Source organism: Erythrobacter sp., from assembly GCF_040217515.1.
GTDB lineage: Bacteria > Pseudomonadota > Alphaproteobacteria > Sphingomonadales > Sphingomonadaceae > Erythrobacter.
The window spans coordinates 167605-187913 of record NZ_JAVJPT010000001.1 but is presented as its reverse complement, the minus strand read 5'-3'; the positions used below and the strand labels follow the sequence as shown (position 1 = coordinate 187913).

General features: G+C 66.6%; 21 protein-coding genes and 1 tRNA gene. 15 read left to right on the top strand and 7 right to left on the bottom strand.

The features are described from left to right. Positions 1–2 precede the first annotated feature (2 nt). Entirely contained in the window at positions 3–530 is a 528-nt protein-coding gene (locus RIB52_RS00945) for a GNAT family N-acetyltransferase (protein WP_350171973.1), read from the top strand. Positions 531–588: 58 nt separating this feature from the next. Continuing rightward, positions 589–879, top strand: a complete 291-nt coding sequence (locus RIB52_RS00940) for a hypothetical protein (RefSeq protein WP_350171971.1) — start codon at positions 589–591, stop codon at positions 877–879. Positions 880–890: 11 nt separating this feature from the next. Here RIB52_RS00940 and RIB52_RS00935 read toward each other — a convergent pair whose 3' ends face one another. Beyond that, positions 891–1985 carry a fatty acid desaturase family protein gene (locus RIB52_RS00935; RefSeq protein ID WP_502879433.1) on the bottom strand — a complete coding sequence of 365 codons (1095 nt, stop codon included), beginning with the start codon at positions 1983–1985 and terminating at the stop codon, positions 891–893. Between the two features lie 150 nt (positions 1986–2135). On the opposite strand from RIB52_RS00935, the gene RIB52_RS00930 reads away from it, so the two are divergent. Further along, positions 2136–3314 carry an N-acetyltransferase gene (locus RIB52_RS00930; RefSeq protein ID WP_350171969.1) on the top strand — a complete coding sequence of 393 codons (1179 nt, stop codon included), beginning with the start codon at positions 2136–2138 and terminating at the stop codon, positions 3312–3314. A 309-nt stretch (positions 3315–3623) separates the two neighbouring features. Next, entirely contained in the window at positions 3624–4439 is an 816-nt protein-coding gene (locus tag RIB52_RS00925; RefSeq protein WP_350171967.1) for a response regulator, read from the top strand. 4 nt (positions 4440–4443) lie between these two features. Here the strand turns inward: RIB52_RS00925 and RIB52_RS00920 are convergent, their stop codons facing one another. Continuing rightward, complete coding sequence (locus RIB52_RS00920) at positions 4444–6153, bottom strand: CHASE domain-containing protein (RefSeq protein WP_350171965.1); 1710 nt, start codon at positions 6151–6153, stop codon at positions 4444–4446. 231 nt (positions 6154–6384) lie between these two features. Here RIB52_RS00920 and RIB52_RS00915 point away from each other — a divergent pair, with 231 nt between their 5' ends. Continuing rightward, positions 6385–6699 carry a NepR family anti-sigma factor gene (locus RIB52_RS00915; RefSeq protein ID WP_350171963.1) on the top strand — a complete coding sequence of 105 codons (315 nt, stop codon included), beginning with the start codon at positions 6385–6387 and terminating at the stop codon, positions 6697–6699. Continuing rightward, positions 6699–7328 (top strand): sigma-70 family RNA polymerase sigma factor, encoded by a 630-nt coding sequence (locus RIB52_RS00910; protein WP_350171961.1) that lies wholly within the window; start codon positions 6699–6701, stop codon positions 7326–7328. The genes RIB52_RS00915 and RIB52_RS00910 overlap by 1 nt, the downstream gene beginning before the upstream one ends. An 81-nt stretch (positions 7329–7409) precedes the next feature. Here the strand turns inward: RIB52_RS00910 and RIB52_RS00905 are convergent, their stop codons facing one another. Both RIB52_RS00905 and RIB52_RS00900 read right to left on the bottom strand, forming a co-directional pair. Further along, positions 7410–8018: a superoxide dismutase gene (locus RIB52_RS00905; RefSeq protein WP_350171959.1), complete on the bottom strand. Its 609-nt coding sequence runs from the start codon at positions 8016–8018 to the stop codon at positions 7410–7412. A gap of 124 nt (positions 8019–8142) precedes the next feature. After that, positions 8143–9405, bottom strand: coding sequence for a dicarboxylate/amino acid:cation symporter (locus tag RIB52_RS00900; RefSeq protein WP_350171957.1), 1263 nt, complete (start codon positions 9403–9405; stop codon positions 8143–8145). Between the two features lie 107 nt (positions 9406–9512). Here RIB52_RS00900 and glmM point away from each other — a divergent pair, with 107 nt between their 5' ends. Genes glmM through thiD form a run of 3 tightly spaced genes read left to right on the top strand, consistent with a single transcriptional unit; the run spans position 9513 to position 11940 of the window. Then, a complete protein-coding gene (gene glmM, locus RIB52_RS00895; RefSeq protein ID WP_350171955.1) occupies positions 9513–10850 on the top strand; it encodes a phosphoglucosamine mutase in 1338 nt (445 codons plus the stop codon). An 8-nt stretch (positions 10851–10858) separates the two neighbouring features. Continuing rightward, complete coding sequence (locus RIB52_RS00890) at positions 10859–11083, top strand: DUF1272 domain-containing protein (protein WP_350171953.1); 225 nt, start codon at positions 10859–10861, stop codon at positions 11081–11083. A 44-nt stretch (positions 11084–11127) separates the two neighbouring features. Beyond that, positions 11128–11940, top strand: a complete 813-nt coding sequence (gene thiD, locus RIB52_RS00885) for a bifunctional hydroxymethylpyrimidine kinase/phosphomethylpyrimidine kinase (protein ID WP_350171950.1) — start codon at positions 11128–11130, stop codon at positions 11938–11940. Positions 11941–12058: 118 nt separating this feature from the next. Here thiD and RIB52_RS00880 read toward each other — a convergent pair whose 3' ends face one another. Both RIB52_RS00880 and RIB52_RS00875 read right to left on the bottom strand, forming a co-directional pair. Continuing rightward, positions 12059–12943: an LOG family protein gene (locus RIB52_RS00880; protein ID WP_350171948.1), complete on the bottom strand. Its 885-nt coding sequence runs from the start codon at positions 12941–12943 to the stop codon at positions 12059–12061. 205 nt (positions 12944–13148) lie between these two features. Beyond that, positions 13149–13222 (bottom strand) — tRNA-Gln (locus RIB52_RS00875). 205 nt (positions 13223–13427) lie between these two features. Here RIB52_RS00875 and RIB52_RS00870 point away from each other — a divergent pair. Together RIB52_RS00870 and RIB52_RS00865 are read left to right on the top strand one after the other, a co-directional pair. Continuing rightward, entirely contained in the window at positions 13428–14810 is a 1383-nt protein-coding gene (locus RIB52_RS00870; protein WP_502879432.1) for a Ppx/GppA phosphatase family protein, read from the top strand. Next, a complete protein-coding gene (locus tag RIB52_RS00865) occupies positions 14807–15472 on the top strand; it encodes an RlmE family RNA methyltransferase (protein WP_350171944.1) in 666 nt (221 codons plus the stop codon). Before RIB52_RS00870 ends, RIB52_RS00865 begins: the two co-directional genes overlap by 4 nt. Positions 15473–15543: 71 nt before the next feature. Here RIB52_RS00865 and RIB52_RS00860 read toward each other — a convergent pair whose 3' ends face one another. Beyond that, entirely contained in the window at positions 15544–16233 is a 690-nt protein-coding gene (locus RIB52_RS00860; protein ID WP_350171942.1) for a c-type cytochrome, read from the bottom strand. A 119-nt stretch (positions 16234–16352) separates the two neighbouring features. Between RIB52_RS00860 and RIB52_RS00855 the strand changes: the two genes are divergently transcribed. From RIB52_RS00855 to RIB52_RS00840, 4 genes are all read left to right on the top strand, one after another. Then, positions 16353–17246, top strand: a complete 894-nt coding sequence (locus tag RIB52_RS00855) for a prephenate dehydratase (RefSeq protein WP_350171940.1) — start codon at positions 16353–16355, stop codon at positions 17244–17246. Positions 17247–17316: 70 nt separating this feature from the next. Then, positions 17317–18033: a hypothetical protein gene (locus tag RIB52_RS00850; RefSeq protein WP_350171938.1), complete on the top strand. Its 717-nt coding sequence runs from the start codon at positions 17317–17319 to the stop codon at positions 18031–18033. After that, positions 18030–19346 (top strand): DUF4350 domain-containing protein, encoded by a 1317-nt coding sequence (locus RIB52_RS00845; protein WP_350171936.1) that lies wholly within the window; start codon positions 18030–18032, stop codon positions 19344–19346. Before RIB52_RS00850 ends, RIB52_RS00845 begins: the two co-directional genes overlap by 4 nt. Continuing rightward, positions 19343–20305, top strand: coding sequence for an AAA family ATPase (locus RIB52_RS00840; protein ID WP_350171934.1), 963 nt, complete (start codon positions 19343–19345; stop codon positions 20303–20305). The genes RIB52_RS00845 and RIB52_RS00840 overlap by 4 nt, the downstream gene beginning before the upstream one ends. Positions 20306–20309: the final 4 nt, after the last annotated feature.

Here is a 20309-nt window from a genome sequence, read left to right as displayed (position 1 = left end):
GGATGGCTCAGGCAAAGGACTGGTCGCTGCGCCTTGCGCGCATCGAGGACGCCGAGGCGATGCCGGCAATCGAGGCGCGCGCAGCGCGGATGTTCGCCGAGGTCGAGGGCCTCGCCGAACTCGCAGGCGGCGAGACGGTCACACCCGAACGGCTGCGGCGTTATATCCGCAAGGGTCATTGCCTCGTCGCACATGAAGAGGGGCAGATCATCGGCTTCATCGTCACCGAACCATTCGGGCGCGAACTGCATGTCTGGGAATTCGATGTCGATCCCGATCACCAGCGGCGCGGGATCGGCGCAGGACTTTTGCGCGCGGCGATGATCGATGCCCGCAATTCGGGCTTTCGCGCGATCACGCTGACCACGTTTCGCGACGTGCCGTGGAACGCGCCATTCTATGAAAGGCTCGGCTTCGAGGAAGTCACCGCGCTCGATGCGCATCCGCGGCTTGCGGGGGAACTGGCGGTCGAAGCCGACCATGGGCTGCCTGCCGAGCGGCGCTGCGCGATGATCCGCTTCCTCGATTGAACGCGTTTGGCGCGCGGTGCGCTAGCGGCTATGCTGGAGCGTGAAGGAGATGTTCCCGATGAAGCTTGCCCTCATTCCCGCCGCCGCGCTTGCCCTGATGCTGGGCGGGTGCAACGACCAGCCCGACGAGGCGCTGCCGCCCGAAGGCGACATAGAGGGCGCGTTGCCGGCAGGTGACGCGACGGGAGAAGATGCGGTCGGCGGCGAGCCGGAACTGGAGACGATCGGCGAACCGGAAAGTCCGACCGGGGAAGCCTCGCCAATGGAAAGCGGCGCGAACCCGCCAGGGATGACCGTCCCGCCCGAAGGCGAAGGCTCGAAATTGCAGAAGGCCGATCCCGACTACTGAGCGCGAGTGCTTCAGCGGCGGATCATCGTGCTGCGCGCAATCCGCCCGACCAACGTGACCATGCCCGGATGGTTCGCGCCTTCATAGGTCGACCCTGCGCCAAGTTCGCGCGCAAGGCGGCGATGCGCCTCGGGCAGGTCGTGATAGGGCATGGAAGGCATGAGGTGGTGCAGCGCATGATAGCGCAGCCCGACCGGTGCCCAGATCTCGGCGGCAATGCCGGGCGGGGGCACGTTGACGCTGTCAAGGAACTGCGCGGTGACGGTCATCGCCTCGCCCTCGTTCTCCCACAGATGGGCCACCAGAGTTCGCAACTGGTTCAGCAGGGCGGTGAAGCTGACGATGGCGAGCGCGATGAGCAGCGGCCGCCAACCGACCGCGAAGCTGCCCGCGATCACGGCTATGGCCCACAGGCTCGCCCCCGCTTCCTGCCAGCGCACGCGCCTGGCAAAATCCCCGGTCGGGGGCTTGCGGCGGAAATCGGGATTTATCGAGAGCGAGGAGAACCGCTCCCAGGTAAATGTGCGCACCGCCGGCACCAGCGCGCCCAGCGGGACCAGCACGCCGAACCGCACCAGCAGCGCAACCGGCGCAAGCAATGCGACGATCACGAAGACCGGTAGGCTCCACGGCTTCATCAGCGCGAGCGGAAGATATTCCGGATCCTCGATGGTCCCGTATTGCGTGCGCTTGTGGTGGATCGTGTGGACGCCCTCATACATGAAACTCGGGGTCAGCAGCGGAATGCCGACCATCAGGTTCCAGCCGAGCCGGAAACCGGGCAGCGCATCGCGGTGTATATGGGTGAGTTCGTGAATGAACATCAGCGCCCGGTAAAGCGCGAGCGAGGCTAACAGACCCGCGATGGCCGCCACTGCAAGGCTGTCGGTCAGGATCGCGAGCGCGATGCCGCCATAGCCGACAAGCGCCGAGGCGAGCATGTCGGGCCAGTAGATGCGGGGCTTCGCCTCGCCCAGCCCTTTCGTCAGGTCGCGCGCGGCGCGCAGCATCGCCTTGTCGTCCGCGCCCATGAAGTCCGCCCGCGTCGCACGCGGCTTGACCGCTCGGGCGTCGGCATGGGGAGAAACGGGTTGTTGCATGGTCATGGTCGGCGTGTCTCGGCTGCTTCAGCCTTACTCCGAAAGAGGGGAGGCTATCAAATGAGTAATGTTGGCAAGAGTGATCGGACGGGTTGCATGACTTGCCCCTTCGCCGCACAGATGCATTGATCCGGCACAAATAACGGAAAGGGCCGCGTGACAGACGCTGAAATAGGGATCGATGAGGTCGGCGGCAAGCGCGGCCGGGCTCGGTTCGTTGATCTGGGCCGTGCCCATGCCGCGCGCGTGCCGCATGCTGTGCCGCAATTGCGCTCCGAACAGCTCGAATTGATCGACCCGGGGCGCAATCCCTTTTTCGGCCACGCGCGCGCGCAACTCTTCGTCGCCACCCGCGATGGGCGCGATGTAGGGCGTATCTCGGCCCATATCGACGAACTCGCGCTCGACATGCCTCCCGAGCAGGGCTTCGGCCCCGGTGCGGGCATGTTCGGCTATTTCGATGCCGACAACGAAGCCGTCGCCCATGCCTTGCTCGCTGCGGCGGAACGTTGGCTGGCAAAGGAAGGCATGAGCCGCGCGCTCGGCCCCATATCCATGTCGATCTGGGAGGAGCCCGGCCTGCTCGTGCACGGATGCGACCACGCCCCGCGCATCATGATGGGCCATCACCCTGACCACTATGCCGCCTGGATCGAAAGCGCGGGCTATTCGCGCGCCCAGACGCTCTATACCTACCAGCTGGACATCCCGCGCGGCTTCCCGCCCATCGTGAAGCGCATCGTCCAGTCGGGCGAACGCAATCCGCGCATAGCCGTGCGACATGTCAAAAAGGCGCGCTGGGACGAGGAGGCCGAGACGGTCCTTTCGATCCTCAACGATGCATGGTCCGACAATTGGGGTTTCGTCCCATTCACCCCGGACGAAGTCGCCCATGCCGGCAAGAAGCTCAAGCCGATCATCCGCGAAGATCTCAACATGATCGCGGAACTCGACGGCAGGCCCGTCGCCTTCATGCTCACCTTTCCCGACGTGAACGACGTGCTTGCGCGGATCGGCGGGAAGCTTTTCCCCCTGGGTTGGCTTGAGATGATGCGCTGGCTGAATAGACCGGCGGGCTCCGACATGCGCGTCCCATTGATGGGTGTACTGAAGGAGTTGCACAATTCGCGCCTCGCCAGCCAGCTCGCTTTCATGATGATCAGCGCCATCCGCGACAACGCGCACGACGTCTATGGCTCGAAGCTCGGCGAGATCGGCTGGATCCTCAAGGACAATCGCGGGATGGTCGCCATCGCCGATGCCATCGGCAGCGAAATCAACCGCGAATACGCGATCTACGAGAAGTCCCTTGACCGGCGCGATGCCAGCTCCTGACGAAAAAAAGGCCTCCACCCGGTTAAGGGTGGAGGCCTCGGGATCGTATCACCAGCCGCTTGGACGGGAGGGGGGTCTCGGCGGTGACAAGGCCATAATGCGCGGTAAAAAGACCGGTTCCGGCATATCCCAACTTTTTTTAAGGTCGCTTGCCGCGCGATGCATCACAGGGGGCAAAGCGCCGAAATTTTCAACTTTCGCAAGTGCGCGGCAGGAGACCCCGGGGGCGACTGTGGCCGCGCAAACCGCTAAGGATCGGCGAATCACGACCGGCTTCGGTCCCGATCCTTTTCCCAATGGGAGACATGCATGTCCCTGAGCGAGCAAGTTGCCGCCAATCTTCCGTTCCTGCGCCGCTATGCGCGCGCTCTCACCGGGTCGCAGTCGACCGGCGATGCCTTCGTGCGCGCCACGCTGGAGGCTGCGCTCGCCGATAGCGAGCTCAAGCAATCGCTCGAAGGGGGGCGGATCCCGCTCTACCGCGCTTTCAACAAGGTCTGGTCTACGGGCTTTCTCGATGTCGCCGCGACCGACCGCGCCTCGGGCGAGGCCACAGGCGGCGAGCACGAAGCCGGGGCCCAGGATCGCCTGCGCGCGATAACGCCGGTCAACCGTCAGGCCCTGCTTCTGACCACGCTGGAGGACTTCACGCCCGAGCAAGCCGGCGAGATCATGGATCTCGAAACGGGCAAGGTCGAGCAACTGGTGGCCGAAGCGGTCTCCGAAATCGATCGCGAGCAGGCCACCAGCGTGCTAATTATCGAAGACGAGCCGCTCATCTCCATGCAGCTTGAGGACCTCGTCTCCTCGCTCGGTCACCAAATCGCCGGGACCGCCGCGACCCGCACGCAGGCACAGGAAGCCGTGTCTGAGAAAACGCCGGGCCTCGTGCTCGCCGATATCCAGCTCGCCGACGGTTCCTCCGGGCTCGATGCGGTGGACGACATCCTCGCCATCACGAGCGTGCCCGTCATCTTCATCACCGCCTATCCCGAGCGCCTTCTGACCGGCGACCGGCCGGAACCGACCTATCTCGTGACGAAGCCGTTCCAGGAAGCGACCGTGCGCGCGGCGATCAGCCAGGCGCTGTTTTTCGGGTCGAGCCGCCCGCTCGAGGAAGGCTGACCACCTAGGCCTTGCGCGGCCGGTGCGCGCCTTCGCGCGCACCCTCGCCCCCACCTTCACGGATTCGGAAATCGCCCCGGCGACGGATCGGCACGCGCATGACGCAGCGAACGCCTTCGGGAGCGAATTCGAGAGTGACCTTGTGGCGCAATTCATGCGCGACGATCTTCTCGATCAATTCGGTGCCGAAACCGCGCTTGCGCGTTTCGGCCACCGGCGGCCCGCCCGTCTCGCGCCATTCGACCTCGGCGAGGCCTTCCTCGACCAGTTGCCAGCGGATCGCGACGCGCCCGTCGGGCACGCTGAGCGCCCCGTATTTCGCGGCATTGGTGCCAAGTTCGTGGATCGCGAGGCCAAAGCTCAGCGCGTCGTTGGGCGCGAGCTGCGCCGACGGCCCCTCGACTGTCACCGCCTTGTCGCTCGCCGCCCGGAAATGCTGTAATTCGGCATCCACCACCGCCTCGATCGGTGTCGTGCTCCAGTCGGTCCCGGTCAGCAGGTCATGCGTTGCCGACAACGCGCGGATGCGCCCTTCGAGGCTGTCGGCGAATTCGTCGAGGCTGTTCGATCGCCGCCGTGTCAACGAGAGGATCGAGAGCACGTTGGCAAGCGTATTCTTGACCCGGTGATTGAGCTCGCGGCTCAGCGAATTGCGGATCGAATGCTGCTCCTCGAAAAAGGCGAGGCGCGACTGATCTTCATAGGCCTGCTGGGTCAGAAGGCGCGCGAGAAGCATCAGCAGGCTCGCCACCGCCAGCCCGAACAGCAGCGTGACCATGGAAAGCGGGGCAAGCGCCTGCGCCTGAGCGGATTCGACCACCAGCAGCAGCTCGCGATTGGCAATCCGCACCTCCTGCTCGATCCGCTGGACCCGGCCGGACCCCAGCGAATGGGCGACGAGCAGATTGTCGGTCCGGGCATCCCCATCATAAAGCCGCACGCCGAGATCGGCCGGGGTCGCCCGAGCGATCGCGGAACTCAGGAAATCGTCGGCGTCGAAGGGCGAATAGACGTAGCCCGCGAGGCTGCGTTCGCTGTCGCGCATGGTCGGATCGCCTGCGAAGACCGGCATGGCGATGAGGAAACCGGGCTCGCTCCCGCCCCCTTCCTGTGCCAGCACGATGCGGCCGGAGGCGGTCGGTCGGACAGTGCGGCGCGCCTCCTCGAGCGCTGCGGCGCGCACCCTTTCGGAATACATGTCGAACCCGATCGCGCGGCGATTGCGCTCGGTATCGGGCCAGATGTATCGCACTCGCGCGCGCCGCCGTCCTTCGTCGCGCGGATCCTCAAGCTCGATCCAGCCGATCCCTTCGGCCCCGCGATAGTCAAGGTCGATGCGCAATTCGCTGACGAACTGCCGGAAAGTCTGCGGGCCGACGTCCTCGAGGCTGGAGAACAACGCCGCGCCCGCACGCAGGTAGGACGAAAAGCTCGTCCCGCGCCGGTCGAGCGCCGAGGCGATGGATTGCGCATATTCCCGCATCTGCGCCTTTTCGCGAGCGCGTGCATTGCTTTCGATGGCGAAGACGCTGAGCGCGGTGATCGCGGCGATGGCGAGGAAGATCGCGACCGGTATGGCGCGCGGATAGCTCACCAGCCAGCGGCGCGCACGGCTCGCCCGAGGTGGCGGGGCGACGAGGGCCGAAGCCTGCGCCGGGCCGGAGTGGGCCGCGCTCGGCGGCGATGCGCCCTGGGGAGAGCCGGATGAAGTCATGAGGAATGCATGTGCCTTGGTGTTTGGACGGAACCAAACACCTCGCGCTCCGTTCCCACAGCAACTCGCCAACGCGTGCCTGTCTCTTTTCGAATGCAGTTGGCGGTGGCAGGGAAACAAGACCAAGGGCGGTGGGGGACCGCCGGGTCGGCATTGCCGATGACAGATCGCCCGGCCACATATAATGGGACCGCAGAGCGCACCCACGGGATCTAGGACAAACACACGCATATGGCGTCAAGGGAAACATCACGCGAGACCGGGGCTAAGGGCACCGAGAACAAACGCGTCGCCGGTCCGGCGGGGCAGGAAACCGGACACGAAACCGGCGACATCGGAGCGGAACATGCGGCTCCCGATTGGAGTCACGGCCTCAGGCAGCTCTACGATTCGGTGGTCGAGGAAGACCTTCCCGACAGTTTTCGCGCCCTGCTCGACAAGCTCGACGAAACCGATCCCGGCGACATCGACGAGGATGGCGCGACACATGACAAGACCCCTTCAACGGGGGGCGGTGCGCCCTCCTCGAAAGGGGACGGAGCGTAATGGCCGACAAGAAAAAGAAGCAAAAGATCGAACGCACGCCCAAGCAGAGGGCCGAGTTCAAGCGCGAACTGACCGAGGTCGTGCCGCATTTGCGCGCCTTTGCGCGTGGCCTGTGCGGGAGGCCGGACATGGCCGACGACCTCGTCCAAGAAACCCTGCTAAAAGCGTGGGCGGCGCAGGAGCGGTTCGAACCCGGCACTTCGATGCGCGCCTGGACGTTCGTCATCCTGAGGAACGCCTATCTCACCGACATGCGGCGCAACCGCTTCCGCGGCGAATATGATGAAGGCGTTGCCGAACGCATCCTGACGGCACCCGCCGGACAGGAGGAGCCGCTGCACCTGTCCGATATGCACCGGGCGCTGCTTACGCTGCCGCCCGAAAGGCGCGAGGCGCTGCTTCTCGTCGGCGCGGGCGGGTTTTCCTACGAAGAGGCGGCACAGATCTGCGGCTGCGCGGTCGGCACGATCAAGAGCCGCGTCGGCCGCGCCCGAGCCGCGCTCAATTCCATGCTGGCAGACGGCGACATCCCCCAGCGTTCGATCGACGACGACACGGCGCACCGCGCGATCCTGGAGGAACTTGACGACGTCGCGGCCGGCAATGGTATCGCCGCTGCCAAGGGCTGATCTTCCAGCACCTTCGAAAAAAGAAAGGGCCCGCTCGCACGAAGTGCGGCGGGCCCTCTTGTTTCAGCGTGGATGCTCGACTTAGCCGTAAGTCCAGGTCGATCCGCGCGCGAGATTCTCGGACGCGAACGTCCAGTTGAGCTTGCCGTCGACGACCGCGTCGAGGTAGCTCGGCCGCTTGTTCTGGTGATCAAGGTAATAGGCGTGTTCCCATACGTCGATCGTCAGCAGCGGGTTGAATTCGCTGTCGGCAAGCGTGTCGGCATCGTGCGATTCCTCGATCGAGAGCTTGCCGCCCTTTTCCGCCAGCCACACCCAGCCCGATGCGAAATGGCCCGCGCCGCGATCCTTCAGCGCCTTTTTCAATTCGTCCATGGACCCGAAGGCCTCGTCGATCTTGGCCTTCAGCTCGGCCGAGGGCTCACCGCCGTCGGGCGACAGGGAATGCCAGTAAAAGGCGTGGTTCCAGGTCTGGGCCGAATTGTTGAAAAGCCCGGCGCTGCTCCCGCGAGCGGCAGCGATGATCGCCTCCAGCGGCTTGTCGGCATGATCGGTGCCTTCGATCGCGGCGTTGGTCTTGTCGACATAGGCCTGGTGGTGCTTGCCGTGGTGGAACGAAAGCGTCTCGGCCGAAATCGCCGGGTCGAGCGCGTCGGGGGCATAGGGAAGCGGACTCAATTGGAAAGCCATAAATCCTCCGGTCTTGTTCTGATGGATGAGATGGTGGACGGGTCCTAGCACTAACGCACGGCCCCGCGAAGAGTTGCAAGATGAAGGTTGCGGATCATGCGGCGGGCGTTGAATCTGGTGCGCGTCAACGGCCGGTGCGGTCGACGGCACTCGCAACCGCGAGGTTCATCGTGACATTGGCAAGCGTGCGCATGATGTCGGGCAGCATCTCCACCGCAACCAGCAGGGCAAGCGGCTCGATCGGAACGCCCATGGCGAGCGCGATCGGTCCGATCGAGACCACGAAGCTGATCGATCCCGGCAGGCTCACCGATCCGACCGAGATGACGAGAGCGACAAGGATACCCGCGCCGGCCGCCACCGGCGTGATCTCGACGCCTGCAAGCGCGGCGACATAGAGCGCGACGGCCATGTTCATCGCCGGACTGGTCGCGCGAAAAATCGCGACCGCGAGCGGAAGGACGAATTCGGCCGTCGCCGCGCGCAGGCCGAGCCGCGAGGCGGAATCGAGCATGGCCGGAAGGCTGGCGAGCGAGCTCTGGGTCGAAACCGCCACCGCCTGCGCCGGAAGCGCGGCTTTCGCGAAGCGCCACGGGTGCATCCCGCCCAGCACCACGGCAAGGACATAGGCCAGCACCAGCACGAAGCCGCCCATGGCCGACACGACGAGAATGTAATGGGCCAGCGCCGTGAAGGCTCCTCCCCCGCTGCGCATCCCGACCCCGAAAGCGAGAGCGAAGACCCCAGCCGGGGCCACCCACAGCACCCAGCCGATGATCAGCAGCATGACATTGGCGAGGGCATGGAAAAAACCGAGCAGGCGCTCGCCCTGATCGTCGGGCAGGCGAGTGACCGCGAGGGCGAACAGCGCGAAAAAGATCGTCAGCGGCAGCATCGCGGTTTCGGCTGCGGCAGCGATGACATTGGGCGCGACGAGGCTGGCGAGGAAATCGAAAATGCCCGGCACCTCCTGCGCCTCGCCCGCGGTCTCGGCCAGGAATCCCGAAGCACCCGGCGGGATCGGAACCGCTTTGAGCAGCACCGGCAGGGCGAACGCCGTAACCACCCCGCCCGCCAACAGCACGCCGAACACCAGCAGCAAAAATCGCCGCGCCGCCGCGCCTGCGCTTGCCGCGCGGACCATTTGCGCAAGCCCCAGCACCAGCAGCGAGGCGACGAGCGGGATGATCGTCATCTGCAGCGCGCGCAGCCAGAGCCTGCCGGTGAGCGCAATGCCTTCGCGCAGCCATTCCGCAAGCCCGCTGCCCGCCAGCAGCACTCCTGCCCCCAGACCCGCGACGAGCGCGGCGAAGGTCACCACCACCGGCAGGCGGATCGTGACAAGCTCGTACGTCCGCCCGCCCCCGGGCCGCGCTGGATCGGTCAAGGAAATCGTTTCGCTTTCAAGGTTACTGCCCTTCCCTTCGCGCGATAACCGCGCCATGACCCGTTTGGCAATCACACGAACGCCCACGGGGAGGGCAATTGCGCACAATGACACGCAGGTTTTTCGGCACGGACGGGATTCGCGGACGCACCAATGACGGCATCATGACAGCGGCCACCGCCATGCGCGTCGGGCAGGCGGCGGGCACGCATTTCGTGCGGGGCGGGCATCGCCACCGGGTCGTGATCGGGAAGGATACGCGCCTGTCGGGCTACATGATGGAAAGCGCGCTGGTCGCCGGTTTCACCAGTGTCGGCATGGACGTCATCATGACCGGGCCGCTTCCCACACCGGCAATCGCGCTGCTCACCCGCGAGATGCGCGCCGATCTCGGCGTGATGATCTCGGCCAGCCATAACCTGTTTCCCGACAACGGGATCAAGCTGTTCGGGCCTGACGGGTTCAAGCTTTCGGACGACACCGAGACCGAGATCGAGCGGCTGATGGACGAGCAGCCCCGGCTCTCCCCGGCCGAAAAGATTGGCCGCGCCCGGCGGATCGAGGACGCGCGCGGGCGCTATATCCACGCGGTCAAGCGGTCGATCACCAGCGATGTCCGCTTCGACGGGCTCAAGGTCGTGGTCGACTGCGCGAACGGCGCAGCCTATCAGGTCGCCCCGTCCGCGATCTGGGAACTGGGCGCGGAAGTCATCGCGCTCGGCGTGACCCCGAACGGGACCAATATCAATGACGGCGTCGGATCGACCGCGATCGAGGCCCTTCAGGCACGCGTCGTCGAGGAAGGCGCGGATATCGGTATCGCTCTCGATGGCGATGCGGACCGACTGATCGTGGTCGACGAAAAGGGGCGTGCGGTCGATGGCGATCAGATCATGGCCCTTATCGCCACACGGATGAACGAAAAGGGCGCGCTGAGAGGCGGCGGCGTGGTCGCCACCGTGATGAGCAATCTCGGGCTCGAGCGCTATCTGGCCGGGCTCGGCCTTACGCTGGAGCGCAGCAAGGTGGGCGACCGCTACGTGCTCGAGACAATGCGCGAAGGCGGCTATAATGTCGGCGGAGAACAATCGGGCCACATGATCCTGCTCGACCATGCGACGACCGGCGACGGCACGATCGCGGCCTTGAGCGTGCTTGCGGGGCTGGTGCGCAAGGGCAAACCGGCGAGCGAAATGCTGCACCTGTTCGATCCCGTCCCGCAATTGCTGAAGAACGTCCGTTATGACGGGGGCGCTCCGCTCGAAATGGATGCGGTGAAAGCCGCGATCAGCGATGCCGAACGCACGCTCGACGGCCATGGCCGCCTTGTCATCCGACCCTCGGGGACGGAACCGGTTATCCGCGTCATGGCCGAAGGCGACGATGCGCGCGAAGTCGAGCAGGTCGTGGACTCGATCTGCGAAGCGGTGCGGCAGGCGGCCTGAGGACGACAATGCTCGCAATGCGCCCCGATTGCGAACGCTGCGGCGCGGACCTGCCCGCGCAGGCGCCGGGCGCGTTCATTTGCTCGCTGGAATGCACCTTCTGCGCGGCCTGCGCCGAGGCGCTCGACGACCAATGCCCCAATTGCCGGGGCGAACTGATGGACCGGCCGACCCGGGCGAAGGCGCTTCAGCCCAAGTTTCCGCCTTCCGGCGAGCGTGGGTTCAAGGGCTGAAACGACACTCGACTTCACTCGGGGCGAACGGATAGGGAGAAAGCATGACGTCGCGCTCCCCTCCCCGCATCCTAGCCATCGCCGGGTCTGATTCCTCGGGCGGTGCCGGGATCCAGGCCGATCTCAAGACCATCGCCATGCTCGGCGGTTACGGCATGACCGCGATCACTGCGGCCACTGCGCAGAACAGCACCGGCGTTCAGGCGATCACGCCCTTGTCGGGGCCTTTCGTCGCCGAGCAGATCCGCTCGTGCATCCGCGACATCGGAGTCGATGCGATCAAGATCGGGATGCTCCACGATGCCGATATCGTCGCCCATGCCGCCGAGGCTCTGGAAGAGGTCGACAGCACGGTCCCGCTGGTGCTCGATCCGGTCATGATCGCGACTTCGGGCGCGGCGCTCATCGCGCCGGACGCGGTGGCGGCGATGACCGAGCGGCTATTCCCGCGCGCCACGCTGGTCACGCCAAACCTGCCGGAACTGGAACATCTCGCGGGCCGCAACCTGCGCACGACCGAGCTGGTCGAAGGGGCGGCGCGCGACCTCGTTTCCGGACATGGCTGCGCCGTGCTGGCAAAAGGCGGGCACACCGATGATGCGCGGATCATCGACATACTGATCCCGCCCGAGGGCCGCTCGGTCCAGTTCGACCACGCCCGGATCGACACGCGCCATACCCACGGTACGGGCTGCACCCTGTCCTCGGCGATCGCGACGCTGATCGGGCACGGGCAGCACCTTGAACACGCGGTTCGGCTGGCGCGGCGTTTCGTGCTGGAGGCGATCCGGCAGGCACCCGGTTACGGTGCGGGCAGTGGCCCGCTCGGGCACCAGGTGGTGCGCAGGCTGGATTAGGATGTCGGTGGTTTGCTTCGTCGCCCGGATTTCTTGTCTGCGGCATTGTCGCGCCGCACAGGATTCCTGCGGATGCTGAACCCGAAGCATCGCTGATACGGGGGTCAACCGGGGACAATCACCGCTTCAGTTCATAGAATTCCGCGATGTGCTCCCAAGCATCCCCGGCCGTTTCGCACCAGTGGAACAGGTCGAGGTCGCGCCTCGAGATCGTACCTTCCTCGGCCAACGCCTCGAAATCGATCACGCGGGTCCAGAAATCGCGCCCGAACAACAGGATCGGGATCGGCTTCATCTTGCCGGTCTGCACGAGGGTGAGAAGCTCGAAGAATTCGTCGAAGGTCCCGAATCCGCCGGGGAACACCGCCACCGCGCGGGCGCGCAGGAGGAAGTGCATCTTGCGCAGCGCGAAATAGTGGAACTGGAAGCTGAGATAGGGCGTCACATAGCTGTTGGGGGCCTGTTCGTGCGGCAGGACGATGTTGAGCCCGATCGATTCGCCGCCCGCATCGCTCGCCCCGCGATTGCCCGCTTCCATGATCGAGGGGCCCCCGCCGGTCGTCACGACGAATTGTCGCAGCCCGTCCTCGATGATCGCTTTTTCCGAAACCAGCCGGGCAAGGCGATAGGCCTCGTCGTAATATTGCGCCTTTTCGGCCAGCCGCTCGGCGACCTTGCGCTCGAATTCGTCGCCCTCCTCGGCCGCTTTCAGCCGCGCCTGGACCTGAGGGGGCGAGGGGATGCGCGCGGAGCCGTACATGACCAGCGTCGATCCCACCCGCGCCTCGTCGAGCAGCATCTCCGGCTTCAGAAGCTCGAGCTGGAACCGGACCGGGCGCAGTTCGTCGCGCAGCAGGAAATCGGTGTCGCGAAAGGCCAGCTTGTAGGCCGGATGCTCGGTCTGCGGCGTGCGGTCAGGGTTTTCGTCGGCAAAGCGGCTTTCCTCGCCGGCGCGGTAGAATCGGCGATCCCTGAGGTCGCGTTCGTGGGGCGTATCGGTCATGTCGCAGGCCCTAGGGCCAAGGTCGCGCCCCGGCAAGCCGCCCTTATCGGCGCGTGCCGTGCAAGTTGATGAAAGTCATGCGGGGTCGATTTTCCCGGAGAATTCGCGTTGGAAATACGCCCGGCCGATCCGACATGTTCGGGTCACGGACCGTGCATCCCGCACGGGGATTCGAGCCGTTCCTGCGCCATAATACCCGGAGAACTGGATGCCCCGTGAGGATTCGAACCTCAATTGACGGAGTCAGAGTCCGTAGTCTTACCATTAGACGACGGGGCACCATCGCGCGCGGCCGCGGTCGGCGGCGCCGGCGGACGAGCAGGCTGCCTAGTTTTGCGGGCAGCCGAGGTCAAGAGGAAGATCGCCCGCCCGGCCCCTGCGCCCAAGACCCGCTCGCTTGCCCTGCCGCGCGTCTTGGGTTAGCCCTGCCTACAAGTGCCTGCGCGTATCGCCGCGCCGGTGAGACAAGAAGAAGATCAGGACCATGGCGGATATCATACCGCCGGACGACGACAGGAGAGCTGGAGAACAAAGGGGCCATACGTCCGGCAATGTAGCCGATCCTCGCTACGCCCGCTCCTTCCAGCCCGACGAGCCTACCGAGCGCCCCTCGCGCGCCATCGGGGCCGAAGGTCGCACGAACGGTCGAAACCGTGCCGGCGAGCCCCGCTGCGAAAAGGCCGGCCCGCAAGAACGCGATACCGATAATCGACGCACCGCAGAACACGGCCGCCGCGGCGACGCCCGGGGAGGAGCGGCTATGGGCAGGCCGACCGGCGCCCCGACCGGGGCCGGGCGCACGCTGGCGCGCGGGCCGGCGCGCGGCTCGCCCGCGCGGGGGGAAGCCTATGCCGCGCTCGATCTCGGCACCAACAATTGCCGCCTGCTCATCGCCCGCCCCTCGGGCCGCGACTTCACGGTCATCGACGCCTTCAGCCGGGTGGTGAAGCTCGGCGAAGGGCTGGCGACCACCGGGCGGCTGTCCGACGAGGCGATGGACCGGGCACTCGGCGCGCTTTCGATCTGCGCCGACAAGCTGCGCCGCCGCAATGTCCGCCTTGCGCGCTCGGTTGCGACCGAGGCCTGCCGCCGGGCCGAAAACGGCGCCGAATTCATAGAGCGCGTGCGGCGCGAAACCGGCATCGCGCTCGACATCATCAGCGCCGAGGAGGAAGCGCGGCTCGCCGTGCTCGGCTGCCACATACTGCTCGAAGCGGGCGAAGGCCCGGCGATGATCTTCGATATCGGCGGCGGGTCGACCGAACTCGTCCTGCTCGAAGCGGGCGATGCCGAAGGCCGCAGGGTTCCGCGCATCCTCGACTGGCAATCCGTGCCATGGGGCGTCGTCTCGCTGACGGACACGGTCGGTGAGGACGACGGGCGCGAATGCGAAGCCGGACAGGCCGGCCGGATCGAACGCTATGCGCGGATGCGCGAACTGGTGCGGGAAAGCTTTTCCGATTTCGCCGAACGGATCGGCGATGCCTCGCGCGCGTCCGACATCCGCCTGCTCGGCACTAGCGGGACGGTGACGACGCTCGCGAGCATCCATCTCGACCTGCCGCATTACGATCGCAGGGCGGTGGACGGGCTGATCGTCAATTCGGACGACATGCGCGCGATCAGCGCGCGGCTGTCGGGCCTGTCCCCGGCGCAGCGCTGCGCCCTGCCCTGCATCGGCAACGACCGGGCCGACCTTGTCGTTGCGGGCTGCGCGATCCTGGAGACGATCCTCGACCTGTGGCCCGCCGCGCGGCTCGGGGTCGCGGATCGCGGCATCCGCGAGGGGATATTGCGCAGCATGATGGCTGCCGACCGGCAGGGCGAGCGGGCGCTCAAGAAGCTGCGCGAAAGACCCCAGGGGTGAGCCGCTCGGGCCGCGATCCCGACCGCCGCGTGAAGACCGCACGCGGTCGCAAGCCGTCTTCGACCCGCTGGCTCGAACGGCAACTCAACGACCCCTATGTCCAGCGGGCAAGGGCCGACGGCTATCGCAGCCGCGCAGCCTACAAGCTGATCGAGCTGGATGAACGCTTCGGTCTGCTGAACGGGGTCAGGCGCGTGGTGGACCTCGGCATTGCGCCGGGCGGCTGGGCGCAGGTCGTGCGCACCAGGGTTCCGAAGGCCGAGGTGGTTGGGATCGACCTGCTGCCGGTCGAGGAAATCGAGGGCGTGACAATCCTGCAGATGGATTTCATGGAGGACGCCGCCCCGGCCGCGCTCGAAGAGGCGCTGGGCGGACCCCCCGATCTGGTCCTTTCGGACATGGCGGCGAACACGGTCGGGCACAAGCAGACCGACCACCTGCGCACCATGGCGCTGGTCGAGGCGGGCGCGTGGTTCGCCGTCGAAACGCTGGAGCCGGGCGGCGCTTTCGTCGCCAAGGTGCTGGCCGGGGGGACCGACGCGGAACTGCTCGGCCTGCTCAAGCAGCATTTCAGGTCGGTCAAGCACGCCAAGCCGCCGGCAAGCCGCAAGGGCTCGTCGGAATGGTATGTCGTCGCGCAGGGCTTCAAGGGGCGCGGCTGACAGCGCGCCTTGGAACGCAAAAGGGACGCGAAATCCGCGCCCCTTTCCCAAAACCCGTTCAGCCGTACAAGTCAGCCTTCGGCGGTTTCCGCCGGAGCCTCGGCCCCGTCCTCGGCAGCTTCCGAGCCTTCTTCAGCCGGGGCCTCTTCCTCGGCCGGCGCTTCGGGCTCGGGCTTGGGCGGCGCGCCGCCATTGGCCGCGAGATAGGCCATCACGTTCGCGCGGTCCTCGATCTTGCCGAGCCCGGCAAAGCTCATCGATGTGCCGGTGGCGAAATTGCGCGGGCTGGCGAGCCATTCGCTCATGTTCTCCCACGTCCATTCGCCGCCCTTTTCCGACAGCGCGCTGGAATAGCTGAAGCCCGCGGCGTTCGAGGCGATCGGCTTGCCCATCACGCCGTGCAGGTTGGGGCCGACGCCGTTGGGGCCGCCCTCTTCGACATTGTGGCAGGACTGGCACTTTGCGAAAACCTTCGCGCCCGCTTCGGGATCGGCATCGACGAGCACCTGGGCGAGCGTCGGCCCGGCATCGGCCTCGCCCTCTTCCTCGACGCCTTCGATAACGTATCCCATCTGTTCGAGCGGCAGGTCCTCGGCATCGTAGCCGTGGAAATACTTGTCGCTGAGGACGGACAGGCCGAGGCCGATGATACCGGCGAACAGGACCCAGCCCGCCGCGGTGTTGAACAGGTCGCCCGAACTCGAATCGGCCGTGCCCGTATCCGCGCCCGATGCCTGATTGGTGGTGTTGTCTTGTGCCATTGCGCGCGTCCCTTACTGTCGCCCTCCCGCCCGCGCAAGGCCCATGGCGACATCATTCCTTGCAAGCTTTGCAAGCAGGCTTGTGGGGCCTCTCCAGGGGGGCTAGCACGGCTTTCGTCATGCGCTCTTTTCCCGGTCCCGCCCTTGCCCTTGTCGATGCGCTGCGCGAAGCGGCCGAGGCCGATCCGGCCCGGGCGATCGCCTTCCAGGGCTCGCCCGGCGCCAATTCGCACCGCGCCGCGATGGAGGCCCGTCCGGATGCCCTCCCGCTGCCGTGCTTCAGCTTCGAGGACGCCTTGGAAGCGGTGAAGGACGGGCGCGCCGGGCAGGCGATCATCCCGATCGAGAATTCGCAGCACGGGCGGGTTGCCGACATCCATTTCCTGCTGCCCGAAAGCGGGCTGTCGATCGTCGGCGAATATTTCATGGAGATCCATCACGCGCTGATGGCGAAGGGTCCCGGCCCCTATGAGGCCGCCTATTCGCACCCGCAGGCGCTTGGCCAGTCGCGCCTGTTCCTGCGGACACGCGGCATCGTGCCGCTCTCCCATGCCGACACGGCCGGAGCGGCGGCTTTCGTCGCGGAAAAGGACGATCCGAAAATCGCCGCCATCGCACCCGCCATTGCGGCCGAGCTTTACGGGCTCGACATCGTCGAGGAACGCGTCGAGGACAGTTCGGACAACACGACCCGCTTCGTCGTGCTTGCCGCACAACCGCTCGACCCCGCGGGTTTCGCGGGCCGGGAGGCGATCACGACCTTCGTGTTCGAGGTGCGCAATATCCCGGCCGCGCTCTACAAGACGCTGGGCGGGTTCGCCACGAATGGGGTCAACATGACCAAGCTGGAATCCTACCAGAAGGGCGCGAGCTTTTCCGCGACCATGTTCTATGCCGACATCCACGGCGCGCCGGGCGATCCCGCGGTTGACCGGGCGCTGGAGGAATGCGCCTATTTCTCCAAGGAATTGCGGATTCTCGGCACCTACGCGCAAAGCCGCAAGCGCGGCTAGCGCAGCTTTGCGAAAAGTCGCGGCGACAGGAGTTGCCTTGCCCTCGCCCTCATGCCACCAATCCGACGGCATGACCGGCGCGGCGCAGACGTTTCCCTCTTCGGCACAGGATACGCCCGAGGCCGCGAGCCCGGCCGGGAGCGTGGCCGATCCGGATTCGGCGGCCCCGGAAGGCTGGCGCGAGCTGCGCGAGGCGGGCGATATCCAGTTCGCGCCCGTGGACATTCCCGATATCCCCCCGCGCGAGCCGGGCTGGTTCAGCCGCGCGATCGAGGCGCTGTTCGAATTTCTCGGCATGGTCCTGCGGCCGGTTGCCGTCTTCATCGCCGAATTCTGGTGGCTTTTGGCAATCGCGGCCGGCCTGCTGGCGCTCTATTTCCTGTTCCGGCTTTACGGCCCGCTTGCCGCCCGCGCGCGCGCTGACGGGGGGCGGCAGGTCGCGGCGGGCGCGCCCGACTGGCGCCCGGACGAGCGCGACAGCCTCGCCCTGCTGGAGGATGCCGACCGGCTTGCTGCCGAGGGTCGCTATGACGAGGCGACGCACTTGCTTCTGCAACGCAGCGTCGGCCAGATCGCCGCCGCGCGGCCGGACTGGGTCGAACCGTCCTCGACCGCGCGCGAACTCGCCGCCCTGCCCGCGCTTCCCGACGCCGCCCGCGCCGCCTTTCGCGTGGTCGCCGAAAGGGTCGAGCGCAGCCTGTTCGCGCTGCGCGCGCTCGACCGGGCCGATTGGGAAGCGGCGCGCGCGGCCTATGCGCGCTTCGCGCTGCAGAGGATCGGGGCATGAGCCGGGCCGCCTTCGGCGCGCCCGCCGCCGACCCCGCCGCCGCGCCCGCCGCCACTGGCCGCGAAGCCTCGCCATTCGGCAAGGGGACGGTCCTCGCCGTGCTCGTGGTCGGCTTGATCGCCTTCCTCGCCATGCTGTGGTTCATTTCGGCGGGCGATACCGGCGGCGACCGGGAGAATGACGGCGGGGCCCATGCCGCCTCGGTCGGGCTCAACGGCTATGCCGGGCTCGTCCGCCTGCTCGACGGCGCGGGACACAGGGTCGAGGTCTCGCGCTCGCCGGGCGGTCTCGAGACGGGCGACCTGCTCGTTATTTCGCCTTCGCCCTATGCCGACCCTGCGGAAATCGGCGCGCTGCTCGAAGCGCGGCAATATCAGGGGCCGACCCTGGTCCTGTTGCCCAAATGGCGCGCGAACACCGTGCCCGATCGCGCGCCGGAGGAAATCCGCGAACGCTTCAAGCAGGGCTGGGTGCGGCTCGGCCTCGCGATCGAGACGACCTGGACCGACGACCTGCCCGCGCCCTACACTTTCGAAACCGCGCTCGAACGGCTGGAGCCGGACGACAGCGCCGCCTGGGAAGCCTTCGGGATGGCGGGCAACCTGCCCGCCCGAACGATCAAGCACGCCCTCGACAGGGACACGCTCGAACCGCTCGTCAGCGATAGCGACGGGCTGATGCTCGCCTTCAACGTGCTGGGCGAGGAGGGCAGCGACTTCTACGAGAGAGCGCACTGGACCGTGATCGTCGCCGAGCCCGACCTGGTGAACAATTGGGGGCTTGCCGATCCGGCACGCGCCGCGGCAGCGCTCGCATTGGTGCGCGAGGCGGGCTATGGCGAGGACACGCGGGTGGTGTTCGACCTTACGTTGAACGGTTTCAGCGGGGCGCAGAACCTTTTATCCCTCGCCTTCCGGCCGCCTTTCCTCGCCGCGACCTTGTGCCTGATCCTTGCCCTTATGATCGTGGGCTGGCGAGCCTTCATGCGTTTCGGCGCGGTCGCGGCGAGCGCGCCGGAAACCGGCTTTGGCAAGGCGCGGCTGGTGCGAAACGGCGCGGGGCTCATCCTGCGGGCAAAGCGGATGCGGCTGCTGGCAGAGCCCTACGCCGCGCTCGCCCAGCGCCGGATCGCGCGCGCGCTCGGGCTGAAACGCGCGGATGAGGCCGCGATCGATGCCGCGCTTGGCCAGCGCCTGCCGGACGAGACACCCTTTTCGGCGCGGGCGGAGGCCCTGCGCGAAGCCGAAAGACCCGACGACATCGTGCGTGCCGCAAAAGCGCTCGACGAACTTGCAAGGAAACTGACGCCATGAGCATGACTCTCGAAGACCTGCGCGGCCTCGCCGATGCGATCCGCGCCGAAGTGGCGAAGGCGATCGTCGGGCAGGACGAGATGGTCGACCGCCTGCTCGAAGCGCTGGTGGCGCAGGGGCACGTCCTGCTCGAAGGCCCTCCGGGCACGGCCAAGACCTTCCTTGCACAAAGCTTCGCGACCGCTCTCGGCCTCGATTTCGGGCGTATCCAGTTCACGCCGGACCTCTTGCCGGGCGACATTCTCGGCTCCAACCTGTTCAACTTCCAGACGAGCCAGTTCACGCTCACGCGCGGGCCGATCTTCTGCGACCTGCTGCTGGCCGACGAGATCAACCGCACCCCGCCCAAGACGCAGGCCGCCCTGCTCGAGGCGATGCAGGAACGGCGCGTGACGCTGGACGGGGAAACACATCGACTACCCGATTACTTCATGGTGGTCGCAACCCAGAACCCGATCGAGAACCAGGGCGTCTATCCCCTGCCCGAGGCCCAGCTCGACCGCTTCCTGTTCAAGCTGCTCGTGCCCTACCCGGATGAGGCGGAGGAAGCGCGGATCGTCACCGATTACGGCAAGCGGCAGGGTCCGCAGCGGCCCGCCGATCTCGGCGTCTCGCCGGTCGCGGACCCCGCGCGGCTGGCGCAGTTTTCCTCCGCGCTCGACCATGTCACCGTGGCGGACGAGATCACCCGCTATGTCGTGCGGCTGGTCCGGGCGACGCGCGACCACGCGGAGCTTTCCGTGGGCGCCTCCCCGCGCGCCGCCGTGATGCTCGCCCATGCGGCGCGGGCCCGTGCGGCGCTGCAGGGCCGGGCCTATGTCATTCCCGACGATGTGAAGGCGCTTGCCGTGCCGGTCCTGCGCCATCGCCTGACCCTCTCGCCCGCCGCGGAGATCGAGGGACGCGCAATGGAAACGCTGGTCGCCGAACTGGTCGAGGGCACCGAGGCACCGCGTTGAGACG

Excerpts from the sequence above, each read along its gene's own strand:
- RIB52_RS00845 (WP_350171936.1), top strand. The coding sequence starts at position 18,030 with ATGAGCCGGGCCGCCTTCGGCGCGCCCGCCGCCGACCCCGCCGCCGCG.
- RIB52_RS00840 (WP_350171934.1), top strand. The coding sequence starts at position 19,343 with ATGAGCATGACTCTCGAAGACCTGCGCGGCCTCGCCGATGCGATCCGC.
- RIB52_RS00905 (WP_350171959.1), bottom strand. The coding sequence starts at position 8,018 with ATGGCTTTCCAATTGAGTCCGCTTCCCTATGCCCCCGACGCGCTCGAC.
- RIB52_RS00925 (WP_350171967.1), top strand. The coding sequence starts at position 3,624 with ATGTCCCTGAGCGAGCAAGTTGCCGCCAATCTTCCGTTCCTGCGCCGC.
- glmM (WP_350171955.1), top strand. The coding sequence starts at position 9,513 with ATGACACGCAGGTTTTTCGGCACGGACGGGATTCGCGGACGCACCAAT.
- RIB52_RS00920 (WP_350171965.1), bottom strand. The coding sequence starts at position 6,153 with ATGACTTCATCCGGCTCTCCCCAGGGCGCATCGCCGCCGAGCGCGGCC.
- RIB52_RS00940 (WP_350171971.1), top strand. The coding sequence starts at position 589 with ATGAAGCTTGCCCTCATTCCCGCCGCCGCGCTTGCCCTGATGCTGGGC.
- RIB52_RS00855 (WP_350171940.1), top strand. The coding sequence starts at position 16,353 with ATGCGCTCTTTTCCCGGTCCCGCCCTTGCCCTTGTCGATGCGCTGCGC.
- RIB52_RS00880 (WP_350171948.1), bottom strand. The coding sequence starts at position 12,943 with ATGACCGATACGCCCCACGAACGCGACCTCAGGGATCGCCGATTCTAC.
- RIB52_RS00850 (WP_350171938.1), top strand. The coding sequence starts at position 17,317 with ATGACCGGCGCGGCGCAGACGTTTCCCTCTTCGGCACAGGATACGCCC.
- RIB52_RS00890 (WP_350171953.1), top strand. The coding sequence starts at position 10,859 with ATGCTCGCAATGCGCCCCGATTGCGAACGCTGCGGCGCGGACCTGCCC.
- RIB52_RS00870 (WP_502879432.1), top strand. The coding sequence starts at position 13,428 with ATGGCGGATATCATACCGCCGGACGACGACAGGAGAGCTGGAGAACAA.
- RIB52_RS00860 (WP_350171942.1), bottom strand. The coding sequence starts at position 16,233 with ATGGCACAAGACAACACCACCAATCAGGCATCGGGCGCGGATACGGGC.
- RIB52_RS00945 (WP_350171973.1), top strand. The coding sequence starts at position 3 with ATGGCTCAGGCAAAGGACTGGTCGCTGCGCCTTGCGCGCATCGAGGAC.
- RIB52_RS00910 (WP_350171961.1), top strand. The coding sequence starts at position 6,699 with ATGGCCGACAAGAAAAAGAAGCAAAAGATCGAACGCACGCCCAAGCAG.
- thiD (WP_350171950.1), top strand. The coding sequence starts at position 11,128 with ATGACGTCGCGCTCCCCTCCCCGCATCCTAGCCATCGCCGGGTCTGAT.
- RIB52_RS00915 (WP_350171963.1), top strand. The coding sequence starts at position 6,385 with ATGGCGTCAAGGGAAACATCACGCGAGACCGGGGCTAAGGGCACCGAG.
- RIB52_RS00935 (WP_502879433.1), bottom strand. The coding sequence starts at position 1,985 with ATGACCATGCAACAACCCGTTTCTCCCCATGCCGACGCCCGAGCGGTC.